The following is a 24,046-nucleotide window of genomic DNA, read 5'->3' as shown; positions in this document are numbered from 1 at the left end:
TTAAAATGAAAAAGAATTTTGTACAGAGAGTTTCCAATTGGGGGAACTTCCCCGTGGTTACCAGAAAAATGCGCTCCGCGGATACCCTGTCGGGCATAAAATCCTTTGTAGAAGAACATAACGAAGTGATTGCACGCGGTAACGGAAGGTGCTACGGCGATGCAGCTTTGGCCGAAAATATATTTTCTACTTCAAGGCTGAATAAATTTATCAGCTTCGACCGTATAAATGGAATAATTGAATGTGAGTCAGGTGTTTTGCTTGCGGATATTCTGGAGATCATTATTAAGCAGGGCTATTTTCTGTTTGTTACACCCGGTACAAAATTTATTACCGTGGGCGGCGCAATCGCATCGGATGTACACGGTAAAAACCATCATTCAGAGGGTTGCTTCTCCGATTATTTGATATCCTTCAAACTCCTTACGGAGAATGGAAAGGTCAGAAACTGTTCTCACACTGAGAACTCAGAACTTTTCTGGGCTACAATAGGAGGTATGGGACTTACTGGAATAATACTCTCGGCTGAATTTAAGCTAAGGAATATTGAAACCGCTTATATCCGGCAGGAGAGGATTAAAGCAGAAAGTCTTGATGAGATATTTTCACTTTTTGAGGAAAGTAATTCATGGACCTACAATGTTGCGTGGATAGACTGCCTTCAGACGGGTAAGAATGTAGGGCGCTCCATACTTATGCGCGGTGAACACGCAACTAAATATGAACTCGGGGGTAAAACCCGTGAAAATGCGCTCAAAACAGAGAAAAAACTAAGGCCATCAATTCCTTTTACTCTGCCATCTTTTATTTTAAACAGATTTTCTGTTAAATTTTTCAATGCCATCTATTTTGGTAAGCAGCGTCAAAAGAAGGTGAATGAGATTGTAGATTATGAACGGTTTTTCTTTCCGTTGGACACTGTAGATAACTGGAACCGTATTTACGGGAAAAAGGGATTTATACAGTATCAAATGGTAATTCCTAAAGCAGGCGGCAGGGAAGGTATGCGGGAAATCCTTACAACAATTGCCGAAAGCGGAAACGGTTCCTTCCTGGCAGTTCTTAAACTGTTCGGTAAAAATAATCCGCAAGCTTACAATTCATTCCCGATGGAAGGTTACACACTGGCACTTGATTTCAAAGTTAACCAAAAACTTCCAACACTGGTTTCACAACTGGACCGCATAGTCGAACAATATGGCGGACGGATTTATTTGAGCAAGGACACCATGAGTAAATCTTCGCTAACCAATTATTTGAAAAATGTTGATAATTCTAAATTTGTCTCACTGCAGCATAAAAGAATTATCAAAGGGGTTTCACCGGAAATGCCCGGTAGCGGTGGTGTTAAAAAAGATAATATATAATGATTGTATTAGGCAGCAACTCGGAAGTAGCACAGGCTTTTGTTGAAGAAGTCCTGCAACAGGATGGAAATCTTGAAAATCTTTATCTGTTTACCTCAGAAGTTGAAACAGCTGAGAAATTTGCCCGTCACCTGGAGGTTAAATATTTACAGGATTCGGAAATTATTCCCTTGGATCTCACCAATGAAGTAAATTTTCAGCACTTTGAGCGCATCGACGGGTCTCTGCTTTTCTGCGCAGTGGGCTACATGGGTATGGATACTGATGAAGGACTTTACGACAGTAAAAATACTTCCAGAGTATTGGATATCAATTATTCTAAGCTACTCCCTGTTCTGACTTACTTTGCAGAGAAAATGGAGCGAAGACGGGGTGGCACCCTGGTCGTGCTGTCCTCGGTTGCGGGTGAGCGCGGACGGCAGAGTAATTTTATTTATGGAAGTGCCAAGGCCGGACTCACCGCCTATCTGAGTGGACTGCGAAATTATATGCATGACCGCCGCGTGAATGTAATAACAGTAAAACCGGGTTTTATGCGAACCAGGATGACAGAAGGTTTGCCGCTTAACCCTGTTTTAACAGTCACTCCTGCAAAGGCCGCAAAATACATATTCCGGGCATATAAAAAGCAGCAGAACGTTGTGTATGTTTTACCGGTTTGGCGGATCATTATGTTTATTATCAGGCATATTCCGGAGTTTATCTTTATTAAACTTAAACTCTAACTTTTAATAATAATGAAAAAACTGTACTGCTTCGATTTTGACGGAACACTTACTTACAGGGATACGATGTTCATGTTTCTCCGTCATTACAATCCTGTTCGATTTTACCTGCAGTTCGTATTGCATACGCCTCTTTTTATTTTGTTAAAACTTAACTTAATGGATGCAGAACGGGTGAAGAAAAGTTATATAGCCTCTATGCTTAAAGGTGAAAGCAGAACCCGGATTGAAGAAGAAGCAGAAAAATTTTTTACACAAAATTACCCAGAAATTATTCGCCGGAACGCTCTGGATTTTTTGAACAACAGAGATGCTGATCACACTGAAAGCTGGATGATTACAGCATCTCTGGATATTTGGGTAAGACCTTTCGCACAGAAATTCAATATGAAACTTTTGGCCACAGAAGCGGAATATGTGGACGGCATATTTACGGGTAAGTTTATAACGCCTAACTGTAACGGCAACGAAAAACTGAACCGCATAAAAAGCGAAATGAAAGGCAGAAAATATGATAAGATCATCGCTTTCGGCGATACTGCGGGTGACAAGCCAATGCTCAATTGGGCAGACGAAAGTTATTTCCGTTTTTTTCATTAATTTTGAAGTCTTTAACATGTACTCCCAATGAAGAAAGTCTATCTGGATAATGCTGCAACAACGCCTCTTGCAGAACATGTAATTACCGAGATGGTAAAAGCCATGAAAAACTTCGGTAATCCCTCATCCACCCACAGTTTTGGTCAGGAGGCTAAGATCCTTATTGAAAATGTTCGGAGAAAAGTGGCAGATTATTTACGTGTAAGTCCGGCAGAAATTATTTTCACCTCGTGCGGTACAGAAAGTAATAACATGATTATTAAGTCGTGTGTACGTAATTTGGGTGTTACAAGAATAATTACTTCGCCGATTGAGCATAAGTGTGTGGCCGAAACGGTTACGGAAATGAAAACCCGTGACAATGTAGAGGTTGTATATCTTCGTCCGGATAATAAAGGTGATATAGATTTGCAGCAACTGGAGCAGATGCTTAAGTCATCTGATGCAAAGACGCTTGTATCGCTGATGCATGCTAATAATGAGATCGGAAATCTAATAGATCTTAAGCAGGTCGCTGCCATCTGCAAAGAAAATAATGCACTCTTTCATTCGGATACAGTACAGAGTATGGCGCATATCGATCTTGATTTTTCTGAAATTCCTGTGGATTTTGCGTCCTGCAGTGCGCATAAATTTCATGGCCCGAAGGGTAGTGGTTTTGCTTTTATCAGGAAATCTTCCGGATTGAAGGCTTTGATCACAGGAGGCCCACAGGAGAGAAGTCTTCGGGCTGGCACAGAAAATGTTGCCGGTATTGTAGGTTTAGGTGCTGCTATGGAACTTGCAATGGATAATCTGAAAGAATATTCTGCGCATATAACAGAGATCAAGGATTATGCAGTGACAAAGATTGCTGAGGTCGTTCCCGGTGTTAAGTTTAACGGAAGAAGTATGGAAAAGGACAGGAGTCTTTACACCGTTTTAAGTGTATTGCTGCCTTTTAAAGACCCCCTTATTGGTATGAAGCTGGATATGCAGGGTATTGCAATATCGCAGGGAAGTGCCTGTTCTTCGGGAGCTTCAAAGCCCTCTATGGTTATGCTCATGCTTCTTGACGATGAAGAGTTGAACAGTACTACACCGCTGCGCGTTTCCTTCAGTCATCTTACCACGAAAGAAGAAATTGATTTTCTTGCTGATGCTTTAAAGAAAATATCAGAGAGTTATAAAATAGAAACAGTAAATAGTTAGAATAGGCTTTGCAACAGCGGCATGACGCTTTAAAAGTGTAAATTTGCATCTGTTAGTACAGTATTAATTTAAAAAAAAATATAAAAATGGCAGTAGAGATTACAGACAGTTCGTTTCAGGAAACAGTGCTTAAGTCAGATAAACCGGTACTTGTAGATTTTTGGGCAGTATGGTGTGGACCATGCCGTATGCTTGGGCCGATCATTGAAGAGGTAGCCGCCGATTTTGAAGGCAAGGCAATAGTAGGTAAAGTGGACGTGGATAATAATCAGCAGGTTTCTGTAGATTATGGCATCAGAAACATCCCTACCGTTCTCATTTTTAAAAATGGAGAAGTGGTTGATAAAATTGTAGGTGTGGCTTCAAAAGAGGTTATTTCTGAAAAACTTTCAGCACACTTATAGAAATAATCCAATTGATAATGAATACTTTCCCTTCGGGGGAAGTTTTTTTATTAAGAAATAATTGGTGTAGTACATAAAAATGTGTACTTTTGCACTCACCAAAAAGAAAGAAGTTCTTTATCATTAAGTAGTACCGTAGTTCAGTTGCTTAGAAACCACCCTGTCATCTCGTCAAGAGTGACGAAATGGGTTCGAGTCCTACTGAGATACTAAGTTTTTCAGAACTTTTCAAAATCTGATCCGGTAGTTCAGCTGGTTAGAATGCCGCCCTGTCACGGCGGAGGTCGCGGGTTCGAGTCCCGTCCGGATCGCAGTTAATTTTTCGAGACATATACGGTTGTCTTGGTCCTTTCAGAAATGATGCAGTGGACGAATACTAAAAGTTTATCAGGACTTTCCAAAACCTGATCCGGTAGTTCAGCTGGTTAGAATGCCGCCCTGTCACGGCGGAGGTCGCGGGTTCGAGTCCCGTCCGGATCGCAAAAAGCCCCAAGTAGGGGCTTTTTTGTTATAATATCAGTTCTTATGCCGCACGGTCAACTTGCCTTAGGAGCCCGTCTTGCTCTCTCTTAACTAAAAAGTGCTATTATAATTCCCTAACACAGCATTTAATTATGTACTTCGTTTATGTACTTTATTCCGCTCAACTGGATGTATATTACAAAGGATTTTCAACGGATGTAGCTAAACGTCTGGACTACCACTTGGATGGCATTCATAAGTACACGTCTTCAGTGCGCGATTGGCAAATCGTCTACACTGCTTCATTTGCAACAAAGAGCGAGGCCTTGCTTGAGGAGAAACGCATGAAAAGACTGAATAGAGCATCAATTGAAAAGTTAATTAAGGGTTAGAATGCCGCCCTGTCATCTCGTCATGAATGACGAGACGGGTTCGAGTCCCGTCCGGATCGCAAAAAGCCCCAAGTAGGGGCTTTTTTGTTATAATATCAGTTCTTATGCCGCACGGTCAACTTGCCTTAGGAGCCCGTCTTGCTCTCTCTTAACTAAAAAGTGCTATTATAATTCCCTAACACAGCATTTAATTATGTACTTCGTTTATGTACTTTATTCCGCTCAACTGGATGTATATTACAAAGGATTTTCAACGGATGTAGCTAAACGTTTGGACTACCACTTGGATGGCATTCATAAGTACACGTCTTCAGTGCGCGATTGGCAAATCGTCTACACTGCTTCATTTGCAACAAAGAGCGAGGCCTTGCTTGAGGAGAAACGCATAAAGAGACTGAATAGAGCATCAATTGAAAAGTTAATTAAGGGTTAGAATGCCGCCCTGTCATCTCGTCATGAATGACGAGACGAGTTCGAGTCCCGTCCGGATCGAGAAGCCCCCATTTATGGGGCTTTTTTGTTTCTATAGTTTTTTGCTCAAGGTTTTACAGTCCATGCGTCAACTTTTTTCCACTGTTCTTATATTAAATTTGTCCTATTGATCAGAGGATAGAATGCCCCCCCCTGTCATCTTATTTTGAATGACGGCATGGGTTCTGCCCATTGTTAGTGGAACAGGATTCACATTTATGAGTGTTATCTTAGTTATTAGATGTAGCAGCGATAAGCCGTGAAATCCAGGCTAAAAACTTGGTTTCGGTACCCTATGTAGAATTTCAGAAATTGCTGCGGTAAAATTGAGTCATACATCATGAGCCAAGTGCTAATACAGGTTGCCCCCCAGAATGAAAGAATGTTTTTATGCGGGTTGTAAAAAACGTTGTGAACATTGTGGTTTAGTAAGAGCCAGGAATAGAAGTTTCCCAGTATCCTACGCAATCCAAAACTAAAAATTTAAAATTTAAAATCCTTCCAAAATCATCTTCCCGTAATTCCAGGCTGCAACAAAGGTTCCCGCTGTTTCAGTCCGTAATCTTTGGCCTCCCAGCGATACTGCTTTAATGCCGGCTTCTGCCAGCATTTTAATCTCTGCCGGACTGAAGTCACCTTCAGGACCTATCATGAAAGTTATTTTCTCAAGTGATGGAATTTGATTCAGTTCAGTTCTCTCAAACGCAGGATCGCAATGAGCTACAAATGTATGTTCAGAATACTGCTTCTGTACAAAATCTGAAAGTTTAGTCAGATTATTTACTTTCGGAAAGTGGAAACGAAGTGACTGTTTAGAGGCTGCAGTTATTTGTTTCTGAATCTTATCAAAATTAAGGTTCCGCCGTTCGGACTTTTCCGTAAGGATGAAGGTAATCTCGCTGATGCCCATCTCAGTGGCTTTTTCAACAAAAAATTCGGTACGGTCTATATTTTTGGTAGGTGCGATTGCGATGTGAAGGAGTGGTGAAAATGGCGGTGCTGCTGACAGGATTTTTACGTTGCCTAAAGTGACTTTCTTACCTTCCAGGATTAAGCGGCCGCACGCTCCATTTCCTTTTCCGTCTGTAAGTGTAATTTCATCCCCGGCACGCATCCGCAGAACTTTAAGGATGTGCTGCTGTTCATCTTCATCTATTCTAACCTCAGGGAAAATCTCGCCAAAAAATAATTTCATACTTTATTAAAAAATCAGTTTACCTTACCCTCTTCGAAATCCGACACCAGGTCGTAGCGGGCTGCCGCTGAAGTTGAAAGGTCAGCAAATTCACCGCGCTCAAACTTTAGTTTTGCTACCATTGCGATCATTGCTGCGTTATCTGTAGTATATTCAAATTTCGGGATGTAGATGTTCCAACCCAATTTCTGTCCAGTTTCCTGCATTGCCTGCCTTAGTGCCGAGTTGGCCGAAACACCGCCCGCAATCGCCACTTCAGTAATGTTCAGTTCGGTGGCTGCTTTTATAAGTTTCTGCATCAGAATGTCTACGATGCTTTTCTGAACTGACGCACACAGACCATGGATGTTTTCGCTGATAAATTCCGGATTTTTTCTGATCTCCTTTTGGATGAAATACAGAACCGAGGTTTTGATACCGCTGAAGGAATAATCGTAATTCTGCATCTTCGGTTTACTGAACTCAAACGAGGTCGGGTCACCTTCTTTCGCCATCCTGTCTATAATGGGTCCTGCCGGATAATCCAGGCCAAAAATCTTTCCGATCTTATCAAATGCTTCCCCGGCGGCGTCGTCCGTGGTTTTACCAATGATCTGCATGTCAAAATAATCCTTTACCAGCACTATCATGGTATGTCCACCACTTACTGTCAGGCATAAAAAAGGAAATTTTGGGGGCACAGGATTTGCATCGGCAATAAAATGGGCTAAAATGTGGGCCTGCAGGTGGTTTACTTCAATCAGTGGAACATTCAGACTCATTGCCAGTGATTTAGCAAATGAGGTGCCCACCAGCAGTGATCCCAGGAGCCCCGGACCACGGGTGAAACCCACAGCATCAATATCATTTTGTTGTATATTTGCTTTGGTTAATGACTGCTGTACAACTGGAATGATGTTTTGCTGATGCGCACGGGAAGCCAGTTCGGGGACTACCCCGCCGTATAAGTTGTGTATTTCCTGGTTGGCTGCAATATTGGAGAGAATTTCATTACCTCTGATTATTGCCGCAGAAGTATCGTCGCAGGACGATTCTATCCCTAAAATTATTGACTCGTTCATTACAATGGCAAATATAGAGAATAATAAAAACAGTAACGAGCAGCATTCCAATACTATTCCCGAAAAGATCGGCGAAAAAGTGGAGCAGGTAAAAGAGGTTGTCACCGATGTGGTTCAGGATCCTGTAGGCTCGGCAGGGGCTATTGTAGAACAGGCATCTAAAGACGTGACAAACGTCCGCTGGTGGGTTCGGCTTTTACTTATTATCTTCTGGTTAAGTCTATCTGTCATCATACTCGCGCTAGTTGCCGTTAATTTGCCTGTCACTAAAAGGTGGGCTGCCAACCAGGCGCTTGAGATCCTGAATCAGGACTTTAAAGCAGAAATGACCACACGTGGTGTTCATGTAGATTATTTTGGAGATGTTACCATTCGGGGGCTCACAATAAAGGACAATAAAGGGCTTGAATTTATAAAAGTGCGGGAGTTCCGTGCCAACTCCAACTGGATTGCGCTGGCCAGTAATGCGATCAGCGGTAGCAGTAATTCGCTCAGTTTCGATGCACTTACCCTAACAGAGGCTGATATTAAGGTGATCACCTACAAAGGCGACAGTATATCAAACTTTATTCGGTATATCGGAAATTTCGATTCAGGCAAAAAGGCTGATCCTACAAAAGCACCTTTTCAACTGAATTCACGTGTAGAACTTGTAAATTCAAAAGTGTCTATTATTAACCGCAACGGCGAAGGTGACAAGGGAAAATGGTTGATGGCCCAAAACCTAAACCTGCGGGCACCAAGTGTGCGTGTAAACGGTGGCGACGTTTTCGCGCAGGTGAACAACCTTAATTTCACTACTACGCGCTGGGGAAAAAAACATACTGTAGATACCTTTTCGGCTGATATATCGCTTACCAATGATTTCCTCTCACTGCGGGATCTCACCCTTTTTACAGACCATACCCTTTTGCAGGGCGATGTAAAATTCAACCTCAATAATGGCTCCTGGGCAGATTTTACAAACCGTGTTCGATGGGAAATGCTGATGAAGCAGGGAAGTCAGATCAGCGGGTACGATATCAGTTATTTTGTAACACAGTGGGACAATTATAAACCTGTGAATATTTCCGGTTCAATGGCCGGACCGCTCAACAACTTTTACCTCAATAACTTTGTTTTGGGCAATAAAGAGGTAAGCATCCGAACCGGTACAATGAAGCTCAGCAACTTGCTGAATGGAAAGTTTGTAATTGAATCCAACGATCTGTCCACTGACTTTACCTATGTCGGACTGAAAGCGATGCTGCCCACCTTCATCTCAGAAAAGATGAAGAATTTTGCCGATGATTTCGGCAGGTTGAGATACCGTGGTGCCGCCAGGGTGATGCCGGAGCAGATATTTGTACCCCGTGGTAACCTGATTACAGGCATCGGGCGGGCAAATATCCGGAACTTTTACTTAAGCGACTACAGCACAAATATGCCGAAATACCGCGGTTATGCCGAAGTCTTCGACCTTAATACGTCCATAATCACCAAAAGTAAACAGGTAGGTTTGATCACGGGCAAATTTAATGTGGACGGTCAGAGCTTTGATGTAAATACAATGCGGATCCGTACGCAATCGCAAATTGCAAGTATAGAAATCCTGGATAAAGTCATTAACAACGTTACTCTGGATGGATTGCTGGATCGCAGAACGTACAACGGAATTGTGAAGGTGAACGATGATCAGGCAAGGGCAGAGGTAAAGGGCCTTATTGATTTCCGAACCTCCCGTATTTTGGCTGATGTCAATGCGGATATTGGTTACCTGAACCTGAATTATTTTACCGGTGCAGCCGGCAGCCAGATAATGAGCGGGCAAATTGACGGTAAGATTGCCATGACCAGTCTGAACGACATGAATCTGGATGCAGAACTTACCAATCTCAATTTTGCCACCGCCACGCAGAAATTCAACATTCCAAATGCCAAAGTTCAGGCCTTTTTTGAGAACGGTAACCGTGTAGTGGTTGTAGATGCACCCGATGCTGTAAGTGGTAAGATTACCGGACGGTATAACCTTGGCGATCTGCCTTCAATGGTTGAGAACGGTCTCAATAAAATTCTTGTAGGCCCACCACCGCGCCGCATGTTCCGGGGGCAGAATTTTAATATGGAATTCAATATCCGCCAGAATCTGGTGAATTATTTTATGCCTGATCTCCGCATTCCGCGCGGCGCATTTGTCAATGGATCTTATGACGGCGATGCCAACAATCTGGTGCTAAACCTGGATGCGGCAGAATTGCGCTACTATATGACTAAAAAGCAGGAAATTACAGATGCCGACCGTGCGCTCGCAGCCGTGAATCCGGATTACCAAATCAGTCAGGATGATCTCATAACACGCGACAGTGCCATGGTAAGTAATCTGGTTTTACGTATAAATACCGCCAATCTGGAGGAACAGATTTTCGCCAGGGTAGACCGTGCACAGTATGGGAACAATGTGTTTAAGGAAGTTACAGTTACAGGCCGAAACCAGAATAACCAGGTACTGCATATTGCAACTAATTTCCACCATGGCACTCCGGAAGAAGAGGTAAATGAAGAACTAAAAACCTACAGTGTAAATTTAAATCAGTCTACCAACCCTGCAGGTGACTATATTGTCCGATTTGATCCAACTTCGGTTAATTTTAATAATGTAACGTGGAGTATTGATACAAGTCCACAGCTTAATCATTCTATCACTTACCGGAAAAGTACAAAGGATTTTCTCATAGAAAACCTTCGTGTCTTCTCAGACAGTAGTGAGTTGTTGGTCAAGACTGCCACCTTCAGGTCGGCCAAGGATTTCCACGCAGAGGCAGAAGTCAAAAATATGCAGGTTGCCAAAATCCTGGAAATGCAGGCGGGTGGTAATTCCCTTAACATGCAGGGTATCGCAAACGGAAGCATTAACATTACAATGAATCAAAATAATCTGGAGCCCCTGATAGATTTACGTGTGGATGGTATCACAATGAACGGAGAGGATTTGGGCAATATCGTTATTAATGCCAAAAATTCTTCGGTACCCAACGTATTTGATATTGAAGCTGAGGTAATATCAGCAGGAATCATTGGAGATAATAATCTGCTTGTTTCGGGTACAATCAATAATAACACACCATCACCAACGCTTGATATTAAGGCGAATATGAATGATTTCGACCTTAAATTTGCCAATCAGTTTGTGAAAGGGGTTTTCAGCAATATGAGAGGCTACGCAAATGGCGTTTTAACAGTAAGCGGAACGTTAAAAGATATAGACTACAGCGGTGATATCGCCATGAGTAAATTTGGATTAAAACTAGATTTTACCGGCGTAGATTATTCATTTGAAGATACTGTAATCCCGCTGTCCCGCGGGCGCGCTATCCTGAACAATATAGGCGTGCGTGACGGCCGCAATAATTCGGGCGGAAGTATCTCCGGGGCGATCTATTTCGAAACCCTGGCATCCATGGCGGTCGAACTCATTATGAGGGCAGATAACCTGTTAATGCTGAATACAACTCAAAGTGACTATGATTTATTTTGGGGAAGAATTTATGGACAGGGAGACCTTTATGTTTCCGGACCGGTAAAGGCACTCAGTATTCAGACTCCTAACATGAGGGCGCTCAATAACAGTGTTTTTACCTTTAACTCAAACTCTACGTCCAATGTGGAGGAATTTAAGATGCTGAGGTTCCTGCAGGAAGATGATAAAGGTGTGATCACCCTGGAGGACAAAAAACGTTCTGGCGCCAATATGAATATTGACTTCAATCTGGCTGTGGACAAGGGAACAACTGTGAACGTATTGGTGGGTGATGATATCGGAGATATTTCTGTGCGCGGTACATCCGACGAGCTCCGGTTTGTGATGGCCCGAACCGGTAACATCGAAATGAACGGTTCCTATATTGTAGAAAACGGAACATTTACTTCCAAAGCAGTACTTAACCGTACTTTCCAGATCGTGCAGGGCAGCAGCATCCGGTGGGATGGCGATGCTCTTACACCCGCGCTGGACATCACGGCCAACTATATGAGGACGGTTTCCAATACAGGCGATTATTTAGGTGTAGGCTCGCTGCAACCAGTAAATGTGTTACTGCAAACCAAGATTACACAAACCCTCAACAATCCGAAAATTGAACTGGGCGTGTCCGCCGTTGATGTTTCCAGCCAGATCCGTGAGACTCTTGCTTCCAAAATGAATCAGGAAGACGAAAAAGTAATCCAGTTCGGTTCTGTACTTTTACTCAACCGCTTTAATACAACAGCCACTGGCCTGGATGTAGGAAATATTGCCGAAAATACCGGCTATAATCTGCTGTTCCGACAGTTGGGCTCTGTATTGAATACCATCAGTAACGAGTTCCAGATTGATTTGAATTATGTTCGCGGCGATGAGGCTTCAAACACCGGTGACCGGGCCAATGCCGGGGTCAGTTTTGACCTTTCGCCTAGGGTTAAAGTGAAAACCGGTCTGGGTATACCACTATCCCGCGGAACAGAGGGCACCGATACCGATTTACTGTCAGGTGAAGGTACTGTTGAAATTGATGTTTCCAAAAAGAACGACGGCACATTGGTACTTAGAGGCTATTCCAAGCCAATGAATATCGGCATGGGAAGTGGCGGATCTAACGGCGCTGCCAACCAAACCTATGGTGGTGGTGTGGTGTGGAGTAAAAGTTTCAATACCATCTTCAAAAGAAGGCAGAAGGATAAATTAGCCCCTTCAGAAAAGCTTTTAAATTCCAAAGAATCTAAAACAAATGATTCAATTACTTTGTGATTATTAAGTCGAACATAAGGATGCGTTAAATTATCGTTAATATATTCGATATTTTGTGTATTTTAATAATTTTTCGTAATTTTGCAAAAAATACAGCGATTTATTAATAAATACTCAATTAAATAAAATGAATTATCAGTTAGATGAGATAGACAAGAGAATTCTTGATTTTCTCGTGAAAAACACCCGTATGCCTTTTACCGAAATTGCTAAACAAATGGACGTTTCTGCCGGTACTATACATGTTAGGGTTAAGAAAATGGAAGATGCGGGAATCATCCTTGGATCTTCTTTAAGCATTGATTATGGTAAGCTGGATTATCATTTCACTGCCTTTATCGGAATCCTTCTTACAAAATCCAACCGTACCCAGGACGTTCTAAAGGAATTATCCACTATCCCTAATGTAGTGGAAGCAAGCGTGATTTCCGGCAAATACAATATTTTCTGTAAGATGCGTGCGAAGAATACTGAAGATGCCAAAAGAATCATTTATATGATTGATGACATCCAGGATGTTATGAGAACTGAAAGTATGATCTCTATGGAAGAGTATCTGAGCGACAAGAATAGGCTCATTGATGCTGTAAGAATTTAAGTTTTAAATTAGTTTACTGAAACCTGCGAATGTTCGCAGGTTTCTTTATTTTTGTACTTATGGAAAGGAATGAATTTGCAAATGAAAGCCCGAAGAAGGATTTAGGTTTTATACTGTCGATACTCGCCTTGCTGCTTTTTACAATCATGGGCATCGGTGTAGACATAGACCAGTACCTGCAGCAAAGTGACCTTAAGATTCCAGAATGGTATTTTTACATCATCTTTTCTGTAGACGTGCTTATTATCCTGTCCCTTCTGCTAATCTATTTCTACCGGAAAATAGGTGTAATCCTGTTTCCTCTTCTGGTAGGAGTTCATTTTTATTCACACATCTACTATCTGGATACTTTCCTTTATACAGATGTTACTTCACTTTTCCTCTTTACAGGAATTGGACTGCTGGCCTTTATTCCGAAATGGCAGTTTTTTAAATAGATACCGAAGATGTTTTCCAAAGCCTGTGAGTATGCCATTAAAGCTGCAATTTACGTTGCTAAGCAAAGTTTGCATAAGGAACTTGTAAATGTAAAACAGGTGGCAGCTTCTGTGGACGCTCCGGTTGCCTTTACAGCCAAAATCCTGCAGCGTATGAACCGGGAACACATTCTTGAATCTTCCCGTGGTAAAATGGGTGGTTTTGTGTTTGATGAAGAAAAGCAAAAGTCAACTACCATTTATGATATTGTAATCCTTTTCGACGGACCTGGAGTTTTTACCGAATGCGGTTTGGGATTGCGCAGATGCTCAGCTGTAAATCCATGTCCGGTACATGAAGATTTTAAAGTTGTTCGTGATAAACTCCAGGTAATGACTCAAAAATTTTCATTTTACGACCTGGCGGTGAGAACCGAAAATGGCTTGGCATGGCTGCGGTGATTTTTTTTAAAGTTAAATAGGATAAAATAGTCCGAATTAAAAATTTAGTTTGTAACTTTGACCTATAATTTTAAAATACAGTGATATGTTAACTCAGGAAAAAGCAATAGGCGACTTCGTTGCGGAGAATTTCAGAACGGCGGAAGTTTTTAAAAAATACAATATTGACTTCTGCTGCAAGGGCGGACGTACAATTGAGGAAGCTTGCGACAGGAAAAATGTAAATCCGGAAGATATCTACCGCGAACTGGAAGAAATTTCCAACCAGAAATCTTCTGACATTGATTTTAACAGCTGGCCACTGGACCTGCTGGCAGATTATGTGGAAAAGACTCACCACCGTTATGTTGAAGAAAAAACAGCCATGCTGATTCCTTATTTGAACAAACTTTGCAAAGTACATGGCGACCGTCATTCCGAACTGTTTGAGATCAATGAACTGTTTCAGGAAAGCGCCGGGGATTTAGGTGCCCACATGAAAAAAGAAGAGCTCATTCTTTTCCCCTTCATCAAAAAAATGGTTACAGCACAACGTAGTGGTGAGCCTCTGGATAAGCCTCATTTCGGCACCGTTGAAAATCCTGTAGCCATGATGAAAGACGAGCATGAGGCTGAAGGCGACCGCTTTGTGAAAATTTCAGAATTAACTAACGGTTATCAGTTTCCTGATGATGCCTGCGGAACATATCAGGTGACCTTTAAGATGCTTGAGGATTTTGAAAACGACCTTCATAAGCACATCCATCTGGAAAATAACATCCTCTTCCCCAAAGCAGTTGCCCTGGAGAAAACGTTTTGAAATTCAAAGCAGTATTAATTTAAAGAACCGGTTCTATTGCGAACCGGTTCTTTTGCTTTACTATCATACAGCTTTGCTGTCGTTGTGAAATTCTCGCTTATGAGGAAGCGGGATTTATATACCGGTCGTAGGTATAAACATTATACGGTAGTATCCTCTTTGCAATGAAGGTGGCAATAAAACAGCAGATGAGCACCGGTAAATAGAGCATGAAGCCGCCTGGAAGTAAGCTGCAGATCAATACACTTGATGTAAACGGTGCGTAGAGAGCCGCAGAAAGTGTGGCAGCCGCACCAATAAGAGCAAAGTTAACCGGAATGAGCTGCATTCCAAAATAGTTGTTCCCAATAAGAGCAAAGCTAAGACCCAAGAAAGCTCCGGCTACTATGCTGGGCGCAAAAACACCACCGTCACCCCCGGAGCCAAGCGTAAGTGCTGCAGCCAATGGCTTCAGCACAGCCAGAGTCAGTATCAGCATCAAAGTTGCGCTGCTTCCGTCCAGCGGGCTTTCCAGCATAAGCCTTAAACCGTGATAGCTGTCGCCGTATAAAGCAGGATAAAAGAAAATCAGCAAACCAACGGCTATAGCACCAAGAATTACCCGAATAAAATTATTGGAAATCCCTCTGAAAAACTTTTTCATACTCGTAACGAGCAGGGTGAAATATACAGAAAGAAGACCACCGGAAATACTTAACAATATAAAAAAGGGTACTGCAGCGTAGCTCCAGTTCGTTACAGGCGTATTAAATATTGTCTGGTTGTCGAAAAGCTGGATAAAAGCAAGACTGATTAATGCCGCGGCGGCGCAGGAAATAATAAGTGAAGGCCGCATCTTGCGAGCGATTACCTCCATCGCAAACAGAAACCCCGCCAACGGGCTGGTAAATAATATTGCCACACCCGCAACAACGCCTGCGCAAATGAGTTCCCTTTTATACATCCTGGCTGAGAACTCCTTTTTGTAGCCATAATTTCCAATAGTAGCTGTAGCCACAACGGTTGATACCTCGATACCAGTGGATCCGCCGAAAATAACAGTTAGGAAACCATTGATAAAGTGCGATGGAATCTTAAATAACGGCAAGTGTTCCTTCCGCTGGTCCAGTGTTTTGTAGATCTCGGTTATGCCTTTATTTTTCCGTTTCTGAAAAACATATTTCCTTAAAAAGTAAATCGTTGTTATTCCTACTGAGGGCAGGAGAATGTATAACATTGTGTATCCGCTTGCGGCGCTAAAAAATCTATCCTGCAGGAATTCAGTAAGGTGCTTCAGGCTAAAAGCCAGAACAGCACTTGCGAGGGCCACTGCCATCGATGCCAAAATAAGCTTGAAGTAATGCTGCTTTACAATTTTCTTTCTTTCCAAAGGAATATTTTTAAGCGAAAAATGAGAACTAACAGACCGGAAGCGGTCTATTGTCAGCGCAAATTTAGGAAACTTTCGCAGAACATTTTTCACGCGCGCTGCAACCATGAAGCGTAAAGTTCTTGTAGTAGAGCTTGATGTCGCGGATTACAATCCCTGCTTCTTTATGCTAAAATATTTTAATCTGTGCTCATCAGTGAAATCTGTGCGCTTAAAATAGGACTGCCGTTAACCACAGCGTGCACGGAGGTTTTCTCAGTGGGCACGGAGAAGAGGTTCTATACTTGAATGTTGGATAAATATAACACCTGAGATCTGATGTCTGAAATCGTGATTCCTAATTCTTTTAACCACAAAGGGCACAAAGGTTTTCACAATGTGCACAGAGAAGGCTCTATATTTTAATGTTGAATAAATCTAAAATTCAAAATTCAAAATCTGAATTGTATGTCGCTTTTTATCACAACATCAAGAAAACAGCCTCTTTGTCGTTCCGCGAATCTCAAGAGTCTGGATGTCTTCTGTATAACTACTGATCCTCGGTTTAGAATCCGCCACATGGGAGCAAGCAAACTTTCGTCCTTCGAGTCGGAAGTACCGATGGTAATCGGTCCCAATAACGATGGGAAACAACGAAGCAATCCATAACTAAAGAACAGGATAGCGCGGTAACTGCACGGGTCTTGCCAGAGAAGCTTCGGAATTTTTGAATTGCATTTTAAAACAGTGCAACCTGCAGAAAGCCGCCGATATTGGTTTCCTTATGCTTGGTCGGACCGTAATATTCCACGTTGGCTCCCACGCCGAACGTAAATTCCTTATACGTCAGCCCGGCACGGCTGCGGATGTAGCTTCTTGTATGCAGATCAGCTGCGGCCGCGTGTACATAGGTTCCCTGCAGGCGGGTGTATAATCTCCATTTATCGCTGAGCGCAGGTTTATATTCCACAATTCCCAAGCCTTCCAGATTGGCGTTTGCACTTAGGTCCGCTCTGGGCATAGCAATAATGAGCCAGTCCGGATTGGCGTAAGTATATATAAGTGCTGCCGAAGGACGGATTCCACCGGGCGTGCTTTGAAAGCCGGCGCCGAATTTCAGACCTTTGTAAAGGTCAACAGTCGCTTTACCGATAATCATCAGGTCACTCAGCTGATCATTTCCCCAGTCTGAGTTGAAATCTGTTACGCTAAAAAAACCGATTTGAGGAACACTCCTTAATTTTTTGTCCAGAGTCATCTGGAAAGATATACCGCGGCTACCGAGCATTGCTTCCACCGATACCGGTGGATTTTGAATGGGTTGCGGTTCAGTTTCCTGAGCGTGAAAATTGATTCCGGCAAGCAAAGCTAATGTGGCCAGTGAGGATTTGATAATTTTTTTGCAAACGTCCTTCATGTTTTTGATTTTAAATTTATGACTGACGAAATTATCTGATTTAAGGCTTTAGTTATAGGACTATTCTCCCGGATAGTAGGATTTTAAACAAAAAAAACACGCCCGAAGACGTGTTTTAAAGTGTATTTCAGAAAAAGTTATCTGGACATAATCCTTTTTACAGCGGCCATCACGGCATCTGCATCAATTTCGTATTTCTTCATCAGTTCTGCCGGAGTTGCAGATTCGCCGAAGGTATCGTTCACTGCTACAAATTCCTGGATTGTCGGTCTTTTTCTAGCCAGCATTCCGGCTACAGATTCACCCAGACCACCAAGGTAGTTGTGCTCTTCGGCTGTAACAATCCTTCCGGTTTTCTCCACTGATTTCAGGATGATTTCTTCGTCCAAAGGTTTGATTGTGTGGATGTTAATCACCTCGCATGAAATTCCTTCCTTTTCAAGCTGATCGGCCGCAACCAGAGATTCCCAAACCAGGTGTCCGGTAGCTACAATGGTTACATCTGTCCCTTCCTGAAGCATAATTCCTTTGCCAATTTCAAACGGCATATCCTCCGGAATAAAAACCGGAACCACAGGACGTCCAAACCTAAGGTAAACAGGTCCTTCGAAATCGGCGATTGCCAATGTTGCGGCTTTGGTCTGGTTGTAATCGCAGGTATTGATCACCGTCATTCCCGGCAGCATTTTCATCATTCCGATATCCTCCAGCACCTGGTGCGTAGCACCGTCTTCACCCAATGTCAGTCCGGCGTGGGATGCACAGATCTTTACATTTTTGTTGGAGTAGGCGATGGACTGACGGATTTGGTCGTACACGCGGGAGGTAGAAAAGTTGGCGAAAGTTCCCGTGAAAGGAATTTTTCCGTTAATCGTAAGTCCGGCGGCAATTCCCATCATATTCGCTTCGGCAATTCCCACCTGGATGAAACGCTCCGGTGCTTTTTCGATGAATTTTTCCATCTTCAGGGAGCCGATGAGGTCTGCGCAAAGAGCTACGACGTTGGGGTTAGTATCAGCAAGTTCGGCCAATCCGGCTCCGAAACCGCTTCTTGTATCTTTATTATCTAAAACTTGGTATTTCATGACTTAATTTCAAAAGGTGATTTATTATTAAACGGGTTTACAGCCCGACCTGAGTGGAGCTCTTTTCTTTTTTCTCAGAAAAAAGAAAAAGCGGGAACGGAGGGCGGAATTGTCTGCCCAAAAAAAAATTAATAGTCCTCGCTGGCTTCCAGATAAAGCTGCTTGAAAGCGGTATCCAGCTGCTCGTCGTTTGGCGCTTTTCCGTGCCATGCGTGAGTGCCCATCATATAATCTACCCCAAAGCCCATTTCGGTGTGTAGGATGATGACTACAGGTTTTCCGTTTCCGGCTTCCTGTTTCGCACGCTCCAGGATTGAAATTACAGTCTCCAGGTCGTTACCGTTTTTCTCATTCAGCACTTTCCAGCCAAAAGCTTCCAGTTTTGCGTGTAAATCTCCCAGACTTAGGACATCGTCGGTATCACCGTCGATCTGCCTGTTGTTATAGTCAATGGTTGCAATTAAATTATCTACTTTATTATGAGCAGCAAACATCAGAGCTTCCCAAATCTGCCCTTCCTGCAATTCACCGTCACCGTGAAGCGTGTACACCAATGAATCGTCGCCGTCCATTTTCTTAGCCAGGGCCGCACCGACAGCCACAGATAATCCCTGACCCAAAGAACCGGAAGCGATCCTAACGCCCGGTAAATTGTCGTGAGTGGTAGGGTGTCCCTGTAATCTGGTGTTCAGCTTTCTGAATGTAGCCAGTTCTGCAACCGGGAAAAATCCAAATCTTGCCAGGGTAGAGTAGAATACCGGCGAAATATGTCCGTTGGAAAGGAAGAACAGATCCTCACCTTTACCTTCCATCGTAAACGGCAGTTGGTAGTTCATCACCTTACCGTAAAGCGCGGTGAAGTACTCGGTACAGCCTAAACTTCCGCCGGGATGGCCGGAGTTAACGGCGTGCACCATCCTCAAAATGTCTCTTCTGATTTGTGTTGTAAGAGATTTCAGCTCTTCAATACTTTTACTCATTATATAGATTTATTTGCGTGCAAATTTACAAATAATTGACGGCTTGGTGAAACTAAAAAATCCTGCTTCAAAGAGCAGGATTTTAGATTGTTACTCAACAACCCTAAGGTGGGTGCCGCGGTTGCGTATGAGCCACAGCCCGATGAATGTGAGCAGGCCGTTAATCATAATCAGCTCCACGCCAATACGGTAATCGGTGTTTTGTGTTACCAGATAATTGATAAGGTAGGTAACCACAGGTGCAAGTAAAGTAACTGCAATTATGCTGTACTTCTTTGTAATCTGAAACCTGGTCAGGATACCGAAGGCAAACAGACCCAGCAGCGGACCGTAGGTATAACCTGCCACTTCCATAATCAGGTATACAATGGATTTGTCATCGATGGCTTTAAAAATCATAATCAGCGCAAAGAAAACCACCGTGAAAATAAGATGGATCTTCATCCTCAATCTTTTTTTCTGCTTCTCGGTTTTTGTTTGGTCCTCGTTCATGTTCAGCAAATCTACGCAGTAAGAACTGGTAACGGCCGTAAGCGCACCGTCAGCCGATGGAAACAGAGCTGAAATTAACCCGATGATAAATATAACCGCAATAAACAGAGGAAAATAACCCTGTAAAGAAAGTGCCGGGAAGAGGTCATCGCCCATAATATTGGTGATGTTACCGCTAGCTGCATCCGGAAATCCGAATACATTGGTGATGTTCTGCTTACCGTTTACAACATCAACTACCTGACTGTACACCGCGCCGTTTTCCATGGCGAAAAGGTAAAGCAGGCCACCCAGAAACAGGAAGGCCAGATTTACGATCAGCAGCGTACCGGCGAAGGTGAGCATGTTCTTTTTTGAATTCTTAAGGTTGTCCACAGAAATGTTTTTCTGCATCATTTCCTGATCCAGACCCGTCATCGCAATGGTGATGAACATCCCGCCCAGAACCGTTTTCAGGAAAAATGTTTTGGAATTTATATCCGTATTGATGAGATGCGTATAATCCTTGTCGGCCAGTATAGTGTAAGCCTCGCCATAGGACAGGTTGAGATTGGAAATGATAAAGATGATACACGCCACAAGACTCAGGATCATAAACGAGGTCTGCAGCGTATCGGTGATCACGATGGTCTTCACACCGCCTTCAAAAGTGTAAAGCAATACCATGAGTAGTATGACACCGGCGGTAACCCAAAATGGTACGCCAAGCGCCTGAAGCAGGAAAATCTGCAGCACGTTTACCACCAGGTACAGCCGGGCCGTGGCGCCAATAGAGCGGGAAATTATAAAGAATAATGAGCCAATCTTATGCGCTTCCAAGTTGAACCGTCGGCCCAGGTAGGTGTAAATGGAGGTCAGGTTCATCCTGTAGTACAGCGGAAGCAGTACAGCGGCCACAATAAAATAGCCCAGGAAAAAGCCGATGACCATCATATAGTACTCGAAACCGCCAAAAGGATATTCACCGGCGGTCATTTTGCCCACGGTACCGGGTACCGAGATAAAGGTGACACCACTGAGGCTGGTCCCGATCATCCCGAAGGCCACAAGCCACCATTTACTTTTCTTATTACCGATAAAAAACGACTGGTTATCGGCGTTACGGCTGGTCAGGTAAGCAATGACAAGCAGACCGATAAAATAGGCAAATACAAACAGAATCAGTATTGTGGCGGAATTCATTAATTACATTTTAGTGTCGCAAATATAGTTTTTTGTGGGTATTCGGAGCACCTTCCGAGTGAGAAAGAGTGGTAGTGTATATTTTGGCGCCTCCCGATCGTTATCGGGACCGGCTTTCACTACTCGCTTTGCGCGGCAAAAAATGAATTTTTTTCCCGCGCAAGAGCTCAAACAGGCCGTTCAATCCGGGCGCGGTGACTGTGCACAAAAAAACCTCTCAACAAAATAGCGGAGAGGTTTTAACTTTATCGGAGATTATCTAGAGAACATCCTGAATTTCTTTATTCTTCTGGAATGTCGCCTTAGCATACGTGCAAAGCGGAATCACCGTCTTTCCGTTTTCCCGTGCATATTCCGCGCCAGCAAATACAAGCTTTTTCGCCAGGCCCTGACCGTTGTACGCTTCATTAACTTCGGTGTGGTCTATAATAAACTTATCATCGCCCGCACCGGTATAGGTCATGCTGCCGGCCTTTTTTCCGTCTACATAAAGGTTGAACGCTCCCTTGTGGCCATCGTTTTCGTGTTTTATTTCAGTCATATATTTTATTTTGTTTAGTGTTTAATGATGTTTTAAGGACTTTACCTGGAAAGTCTCGACTTGAGAACTGCCTCCGGCAAAGGCACGTAATCATCTGTATCACCCGGAACCAAAGGAAATGCCTCATGGTTTTGCTGATGCCAATTCTCCGTAGCCTTTTCTATAACCGCTTTATCGGAATTGACGAAGTTCCAGAAGATATAACGCTCCTCAGGAAACGGTTCACCGCCAAAAAGATAGACGGTTGCACTGTCACTCATTTCAAATTCGCAGAGTTTTGCATCCTTAGCTATTAATAGTTGCTTGCCACCGAAAACCTGTCCGTCCACTGTTACCGTGCCATTCAGAACATACATGGCAACTTCACCAAAAAGCTCACTTCCAATGTTCACTTTCTGAATGCCGGTACTGCTAATTTCGAGGAAGAAAAGGAGTGAGTGTACCGGTACCGGAGATTTTCTGCCTGAAAGTTCACCCGCAATAAGTTTGTAGCGCAGGCCGCCATCTGTCCAACCGGGAACATCAGCTGCCTCGGTGTGATGAAAACTGGGTTCACTCTGTTCAAGATCCTTTGGAAGTCCTACCCAAATCTGGAATCCATGCAGATGTTTTTCAGTACTTCTGAGGTACTCCGGAGTTCGCTCGGAATGTACCACTCCTGTTCCGGCCGTCATCCAGTTCACCGCTCCCGGCTGTATCTCCAGGTCATTACCCAGACTGTCTTTATGCTGTATGGCGCCTTCCAGAAGATAGGTAAGGGTAGACAGTCCAATATGGGGGTGCGGTGCGACATCAAGATTCTGGTAATCCTTCAGGGCTGCCGGACCCATATGGTCTATAAATACAAAGGGCCCAACGGCTCTTTTCTCGCGGAAGGGCAGCAGTCTGCCTACTAAAAAATTGCCGATGTCTGCAGCTTTCTCTTCTATAATTAATCCGAGGTTAGACATGGTGAAATGTTTTAATAGTGGAACTCTGAGTTATACCTATTTTGGAAAACTCAAACACGAATTTAGTGAAAATAGATCAGATGTTTTTAAACAACTCCAAGCCGGCGCTTGACTTCCGGTACTACCTGTGTAGCGTAAAGTTCGATGGATTTCATGGTAAGCTCATGCGGCACGAAGCCCAGGCTGGCGTGGCCCAGGAAACGTGTAAATCCAAACAGTTGATATTCGTATACAATCTTGTCAACTACCTGTTCCACACTTCCGACCAAAAGGGAACCTTCCGGCGAGCGCATGAATTCAAACTGCTGACGGGTCATCGGTTGCCACCCACGGCTTTTGCCCACCCGGTCCATCATCTGCGCGTAATGCGGGAAGTATTCATCAGCAACCCTATCGCCGTCTTCGCCAATAAACATATGATTGTTAATTCCAACCTGCAGGTCTTCGGGCTTCACACCATTTTCCAGAGCAGTTTTTTTATAGAGGTTGATAAACGGAGTAAACTGTTGCGGCATACCGCCAATAATAGCAAGCATAAGCGGCAAATGCAGTTTTGCAGCCCGAATTGCTGAGGCCGGCGTGCCGCCCGCAGCCAGCCACACGGGGATTTCTCCCTTCACGGCACGCGGGTAAACCCCTAAATTATTTATTGAAGCACGGTGCTGTCCGGACCAGCTTACCATTTCTGACTTGTTAATTTCCAACAGAAGGTCCAGCTTTTCTTCGAAAAGCTCGTTATAATGGTCCAGGTCATACCCAAAAAGAGGGAAGGACTCAATAAACGAGCCTCGACCGGCCATAATTTCGGCACGGCCCCCCGAAATAGCATCTACCGTAGCAAACTGCTGATAGACCCTTACCGGATCCTCAGAACTCAAAACGGTTACTGCGGAAGTAAGTTTAATATTTGTGGTAATTGCGGCGGCGGCGGCGAGCACAGTGGTAGGTGAGGACACCGCGTAATCCGGCCGGTGATGTTCGCCCACGCCGTAAATTTCTATTCCGAGATCATCCGCCAACTTTATTTCCTGCAGAAGCTCATTAATTCTGCGATGCGCATTCTGTCCCGAATTCGCAGTGGTTTCGGGAGCCGCATCGGCGAATGTCATTAAACCAAATTCTATTTTTTTCATATCTGATTATTCT

At 43.4% G+C, this 24,046-nt stretch carries 22 protein-coding genes and 2 tRNA genes; 14 read left to right on the top strand and 10 right to left on the bottom strand.

Annotation, left to right across the window (positions count from 1 at the left end; all coding sequences use genetic code 11):
• Positions 1 to 5: 5 nt before the first annotated feature.
• The 9 genes from H1R16_RS05050 (at position 6) to H1R16_RS12400 (ending at position 5,574) form a co-directional block, all read left to right on the top strand.
• Positions 6 to 1,367, top strand: coding sequence for an FAD-binding oxidoreductase (locus H1R16_RS05050; RefSeq protein WP_181887718.1), 1,362 nt, complete (start codon positions 6 to 8; stop codon positions 1,365 to 1,367).
• Positions 1,367 to 2,092, top strand: a complete 726-nt coding sequence (locus H1R16_RS05045) for an SDR family NAD(P)-dependent oxidoreductase (RefSeq protein ID WP_181887717.1) — start codon at positions 1,367 to 1,369, stop codon at positions 2,090 to 2,092. Before H1R16_RS05050 ends, H1R16_RS05045 begins: the two co-directional genes overlap by 1 nt.
• A gap of 12 nt (positions 2,093 to 2,104) precedes the next feature.
• Positions 2,105 to 2,692: an HAD family hydrolase gene (locus H1R16_RS05040; RefSeq protein ID WP_181887716.1), complete on the top strand. Its 588-nt coding sequence runs from the start codon at positions 2,105 to 2,107 to the stop codon at positions 2,690 to 2,692.
• Between the two features lie 27 nt (positions 2,693 to 2,719).
• The gene (locus H1R16_RS05035; protein WP_181887715.1) at positions 2,720 to 3,883 is read left to right on the top strand and encodes a cysteine desulfurase family protein; all 1,164 of its coding nucleotides are present in this window, start codon (positions 2,720 to 2,722) and stop codon (positions 3,881 to 3,883) included.
• An 86-nt stretch (positions 3,884 to 3,969) separates the two neighbouring features.
• Entirely contained in the window at positions 3,970 to 4,287 is a 318-nt protein-coding gene (gene trxA / locus H1R16_RS05030; RefSeq protein WP_181887714.1) for a thioredoxin, read from the top strand.
• Positions 4,288 to 4,524: 237 nt separating this feature from the next.
• Positions 4,525 to 4,598, top strand: a tRNA-Asp gene (locus tag H1R16_RS05025).
• 95 nt (positions 4,599 to 4,693) lie between these two features.
• Positions 4,694 to 4,767: transfer RNA gene (locus H1R16_RS05020), tRNA-Asp, on the top strand.
• A gap of 134 nt (positions 4,768 to 4,901) precedes the next feature.
• Positions 4,902 to 5,141 carry a GIY-YIG nuclease family protein gene (locus H1R16_RS12405; protein WP_181887713.1) on the top strand — a complete coding sequence of 80 codons (240 nt, stop codon included), beginning with the start codon at positions 4,902 to 4,904 and terminating at the stop codon, positions 5,139 to 5,141.
• Positions 5,142 to 5,334: 193 nt separating this feature from the next.
• On the top strand, positions 5,335 to 5,574 hold the full coding sequence (locus H1R16_RS12400; protein WP_181887712.1) for a GIY-YIG nuclease family protein: 240 nt from the start codon (positions 5,335 to 5,337) through the stop codon (positions 5,572 to 5,574).
• 528 nt (positions 5,575 to 6,102) lie between these two features.
• On the opposite strand, the gene H1R16_RS05005 is transcribed toward H1R16_RS12400, so the two are convergent.
• Entirely contained in the window at positions 6,103 to 6,807 is a 705-nt protein-coding gene (locus H1R16_RS05005) for an RsmE family RNA methyltransferase (protein WP_181887711.1), read from the bottom strand.
• 14 nt (positions 6,808 to 6,821) lie between these two features.
• Positions 6,822 to 7,868 carry a tRNA (adenosine(37)-N6)-threonylcarbamoyltransferase complex transferase subunit TsaD gene (gene tsaD / locus H1R16_RS05000; protein ID WP_181887710.1) on the bottom strand — a complete coding sequence of 349 codons (1,047 nt, stop codon included), beginning with the start codon at positions 7,866 to 7,868 and terminating at the stop codon, positions 6,822 to 6,824.
• Positions 7,869 to 7,872: 4 nt separating this feature from the next.
• Here tsaD and H1R16_RS04995 point away from each other — a divergent pair, with 4 nt between their 5' ends.
• The 5 genes from H1R16_RS04995 to ric all read left to right on the top strand — a co-directional run bounded on the left by H1R16_RS04995 (position 7,873) and on the right by ric (position 14,905).
• Entirely contained in the window at positions 7,873 to 12,630 is a 4,758-nt protein-coding gene (locus H1R16_RS04995) for a translocation/assembly module TamB domain-containing protein (RefSeq protein WP_181887709.1), read from the top strand.
• A 127-nt stretch (positions 12,631 to 12,757) separates the two neighbouring features.
• Positions 12,758 to 13,228, top strand: coding sequence for an Lrp/AsnC family transcriptional regulator (locus tag H1R16_RS04990; protein ID WP_181887708.1), 471 nt, complete (start codon positions 12,758 to 12,760; stop codon positions 13,226 to 13,228).
• A 29-nt stretch (positions 13,229 to 13,257) separates the two neighbouring features.
• Positions 13,258 to 13,665: a hypothetical protein gene (locus tag H1R16_RS04985; RefSeq protein WP_228451099.1), complete on the top strand. Its 408-nt coding sequence runs from the start codon at positions 13,258 to 13,260 to the stop codon at positions 13,663 to 13,665.
• A 9-nt stretch (positions 13,666 to 13,674) separates the two neighbouring features.
• Positions 13,675 to 14,106, top strand: coding sequence for an RrF2 family transcriptional regulator (locus H1R16_RS04980; RefSeq protein WP_181887707.1), 432 nt, complete (start codon positions 13,675 to 13,677; stop codon positions 14,104 to 14,106).
• Positions 14,107 to 14,191: 85 nt separating this feature from the next.
• Positions 14,192 to 14,905, top strand: coding sequence for an iron-sulfur cluster repair di-iron protein (ric, locus tag H1R16_RS04975; RefSeq protein WP_181887706.1), 714 nt, complete (start codon positions 14,192 to 14,194; stop codon positions 14,903 to 14,905).
• A gap of 97 nt (positions 14,906 to 15,002) precedes the next feature.
• Here the strand turns inward: ric and H1R16_RS04970 are convergent, their stop codons facing one another.
• The 8 genes from H1R16_RS04970 to H1R16_RS04935 all read right to left on the bottom strand — a co-directional run bounded on the left by H1R16_RS04970 (position 15,003) and on the right by H1R16_RS04935 (position 24,033).
• Entirely contained in the window at positions 15,003 to 16,274 is a 1,272-nt protein-coding gene (locus H1R16_RS04970) for a chloride channel protein (protein WP_181887705.1), read from the bottom strand.
• A 718-nt stretch (positions 16,275 to 16,992) separates the two neighbouring features.
• On the bottom strand, positions 16,993 to 17,670 hold the full coding sequence (locus H1R16_RS04965) for a hypothetical protein (RefSeq protein ID WP_181887704.1): 678 nt from the start codon (positions 17,668 to 17,670) through the stop codon (positions 16,993 to 16,995).
• A gap of 137 nt (positions 17,671 to 17,807) precedes the next feature.
• Entirely contained in the window at positions 17,808 to 18,755 is a 948-nt protein-coding gene (locus tag H1R16_RS04960) for a transketolase family protein (RefSeq protein ID WP_181887703.1), read from the bottom strand.
• Positions 18,756 to 18,883: 128 nt separating this feature from the next.
• Entirely contained in the window at positions 18,884 to 19,735 is an 852-nt protein-coding gene (locus H1R16_RS04955) for a transketolase (RefSeq protein ID WP_181887702.1), read from the bottom strand.
• A gap of 90 nt (positions 19,736 to 19,825) precedes the next feature.
• A complete protein-coding gene (locus H1R16_RS04950) occupies positions 19,826 to 21,409 on the bottom strand; it encodes a sodium:solute symporter (protein WP_181887701.1) in 1,584 nt (527 codons plus the stop codon).
• A gap of 259 nt (positions 21,410 to 21,668) precedes the next feature.
• The gene (locus H1R16_RS04945; protein ID WP_181887700.1) at positions 21,669 to 21,950 is read right to left on the bottom strand and encodes a GNAT family N-acetyltransferase; all 282 of its coding nucleotides are present in this window, start codon (positions 21,948 to 21,950) and stop codon (positions 21,669 to 21,671) included.
• A gap of 41 nt (positions 21,951 to 21,991) precedes the next feature.
• On the bottom strand, positions 21,992 to 22,900 hold the full coding sequence (locus tag H1R16_RS04940; protein WP_181887699.1) for a pirin family protein: 909 nt from the start codon (positions 22,898 to 22,900) through the stop codon (positions 21,992 to 21,994).
• A gap of 86 nt (positions 22,901 to 22,986) precedes the next feature.
• Positions 22,987 to 24,033, bottom strand: coding sequence for an LLM class flavin-dependent oxidoreductase (locus H1R16_RS04935; RefSeq protein ID WP_181887698.1), 1,047 nt, complete (start codon positions 24,031 to 24,033; stop codon positions 22,987 to 22,989).
• Positions 24,034 to 24,046: the final 13 nt, after the last annotated feature.

Origin of the sequence: Marnyiella aurantia (assembly GCF_014041915.1) — a bacterium.
Taxonomy (GTDB): Bacteria; Bacteroidota; Bacteroidia; order Flavobacteriales; family Weeksellaceae; genus Marnyiella; species Marnyiella aurantia.
The sequence above is the reverse complement of the archived record's forward strand: the minus strand, read 5'-3'. Positions and strand labels throughout refer to the sequence as shown.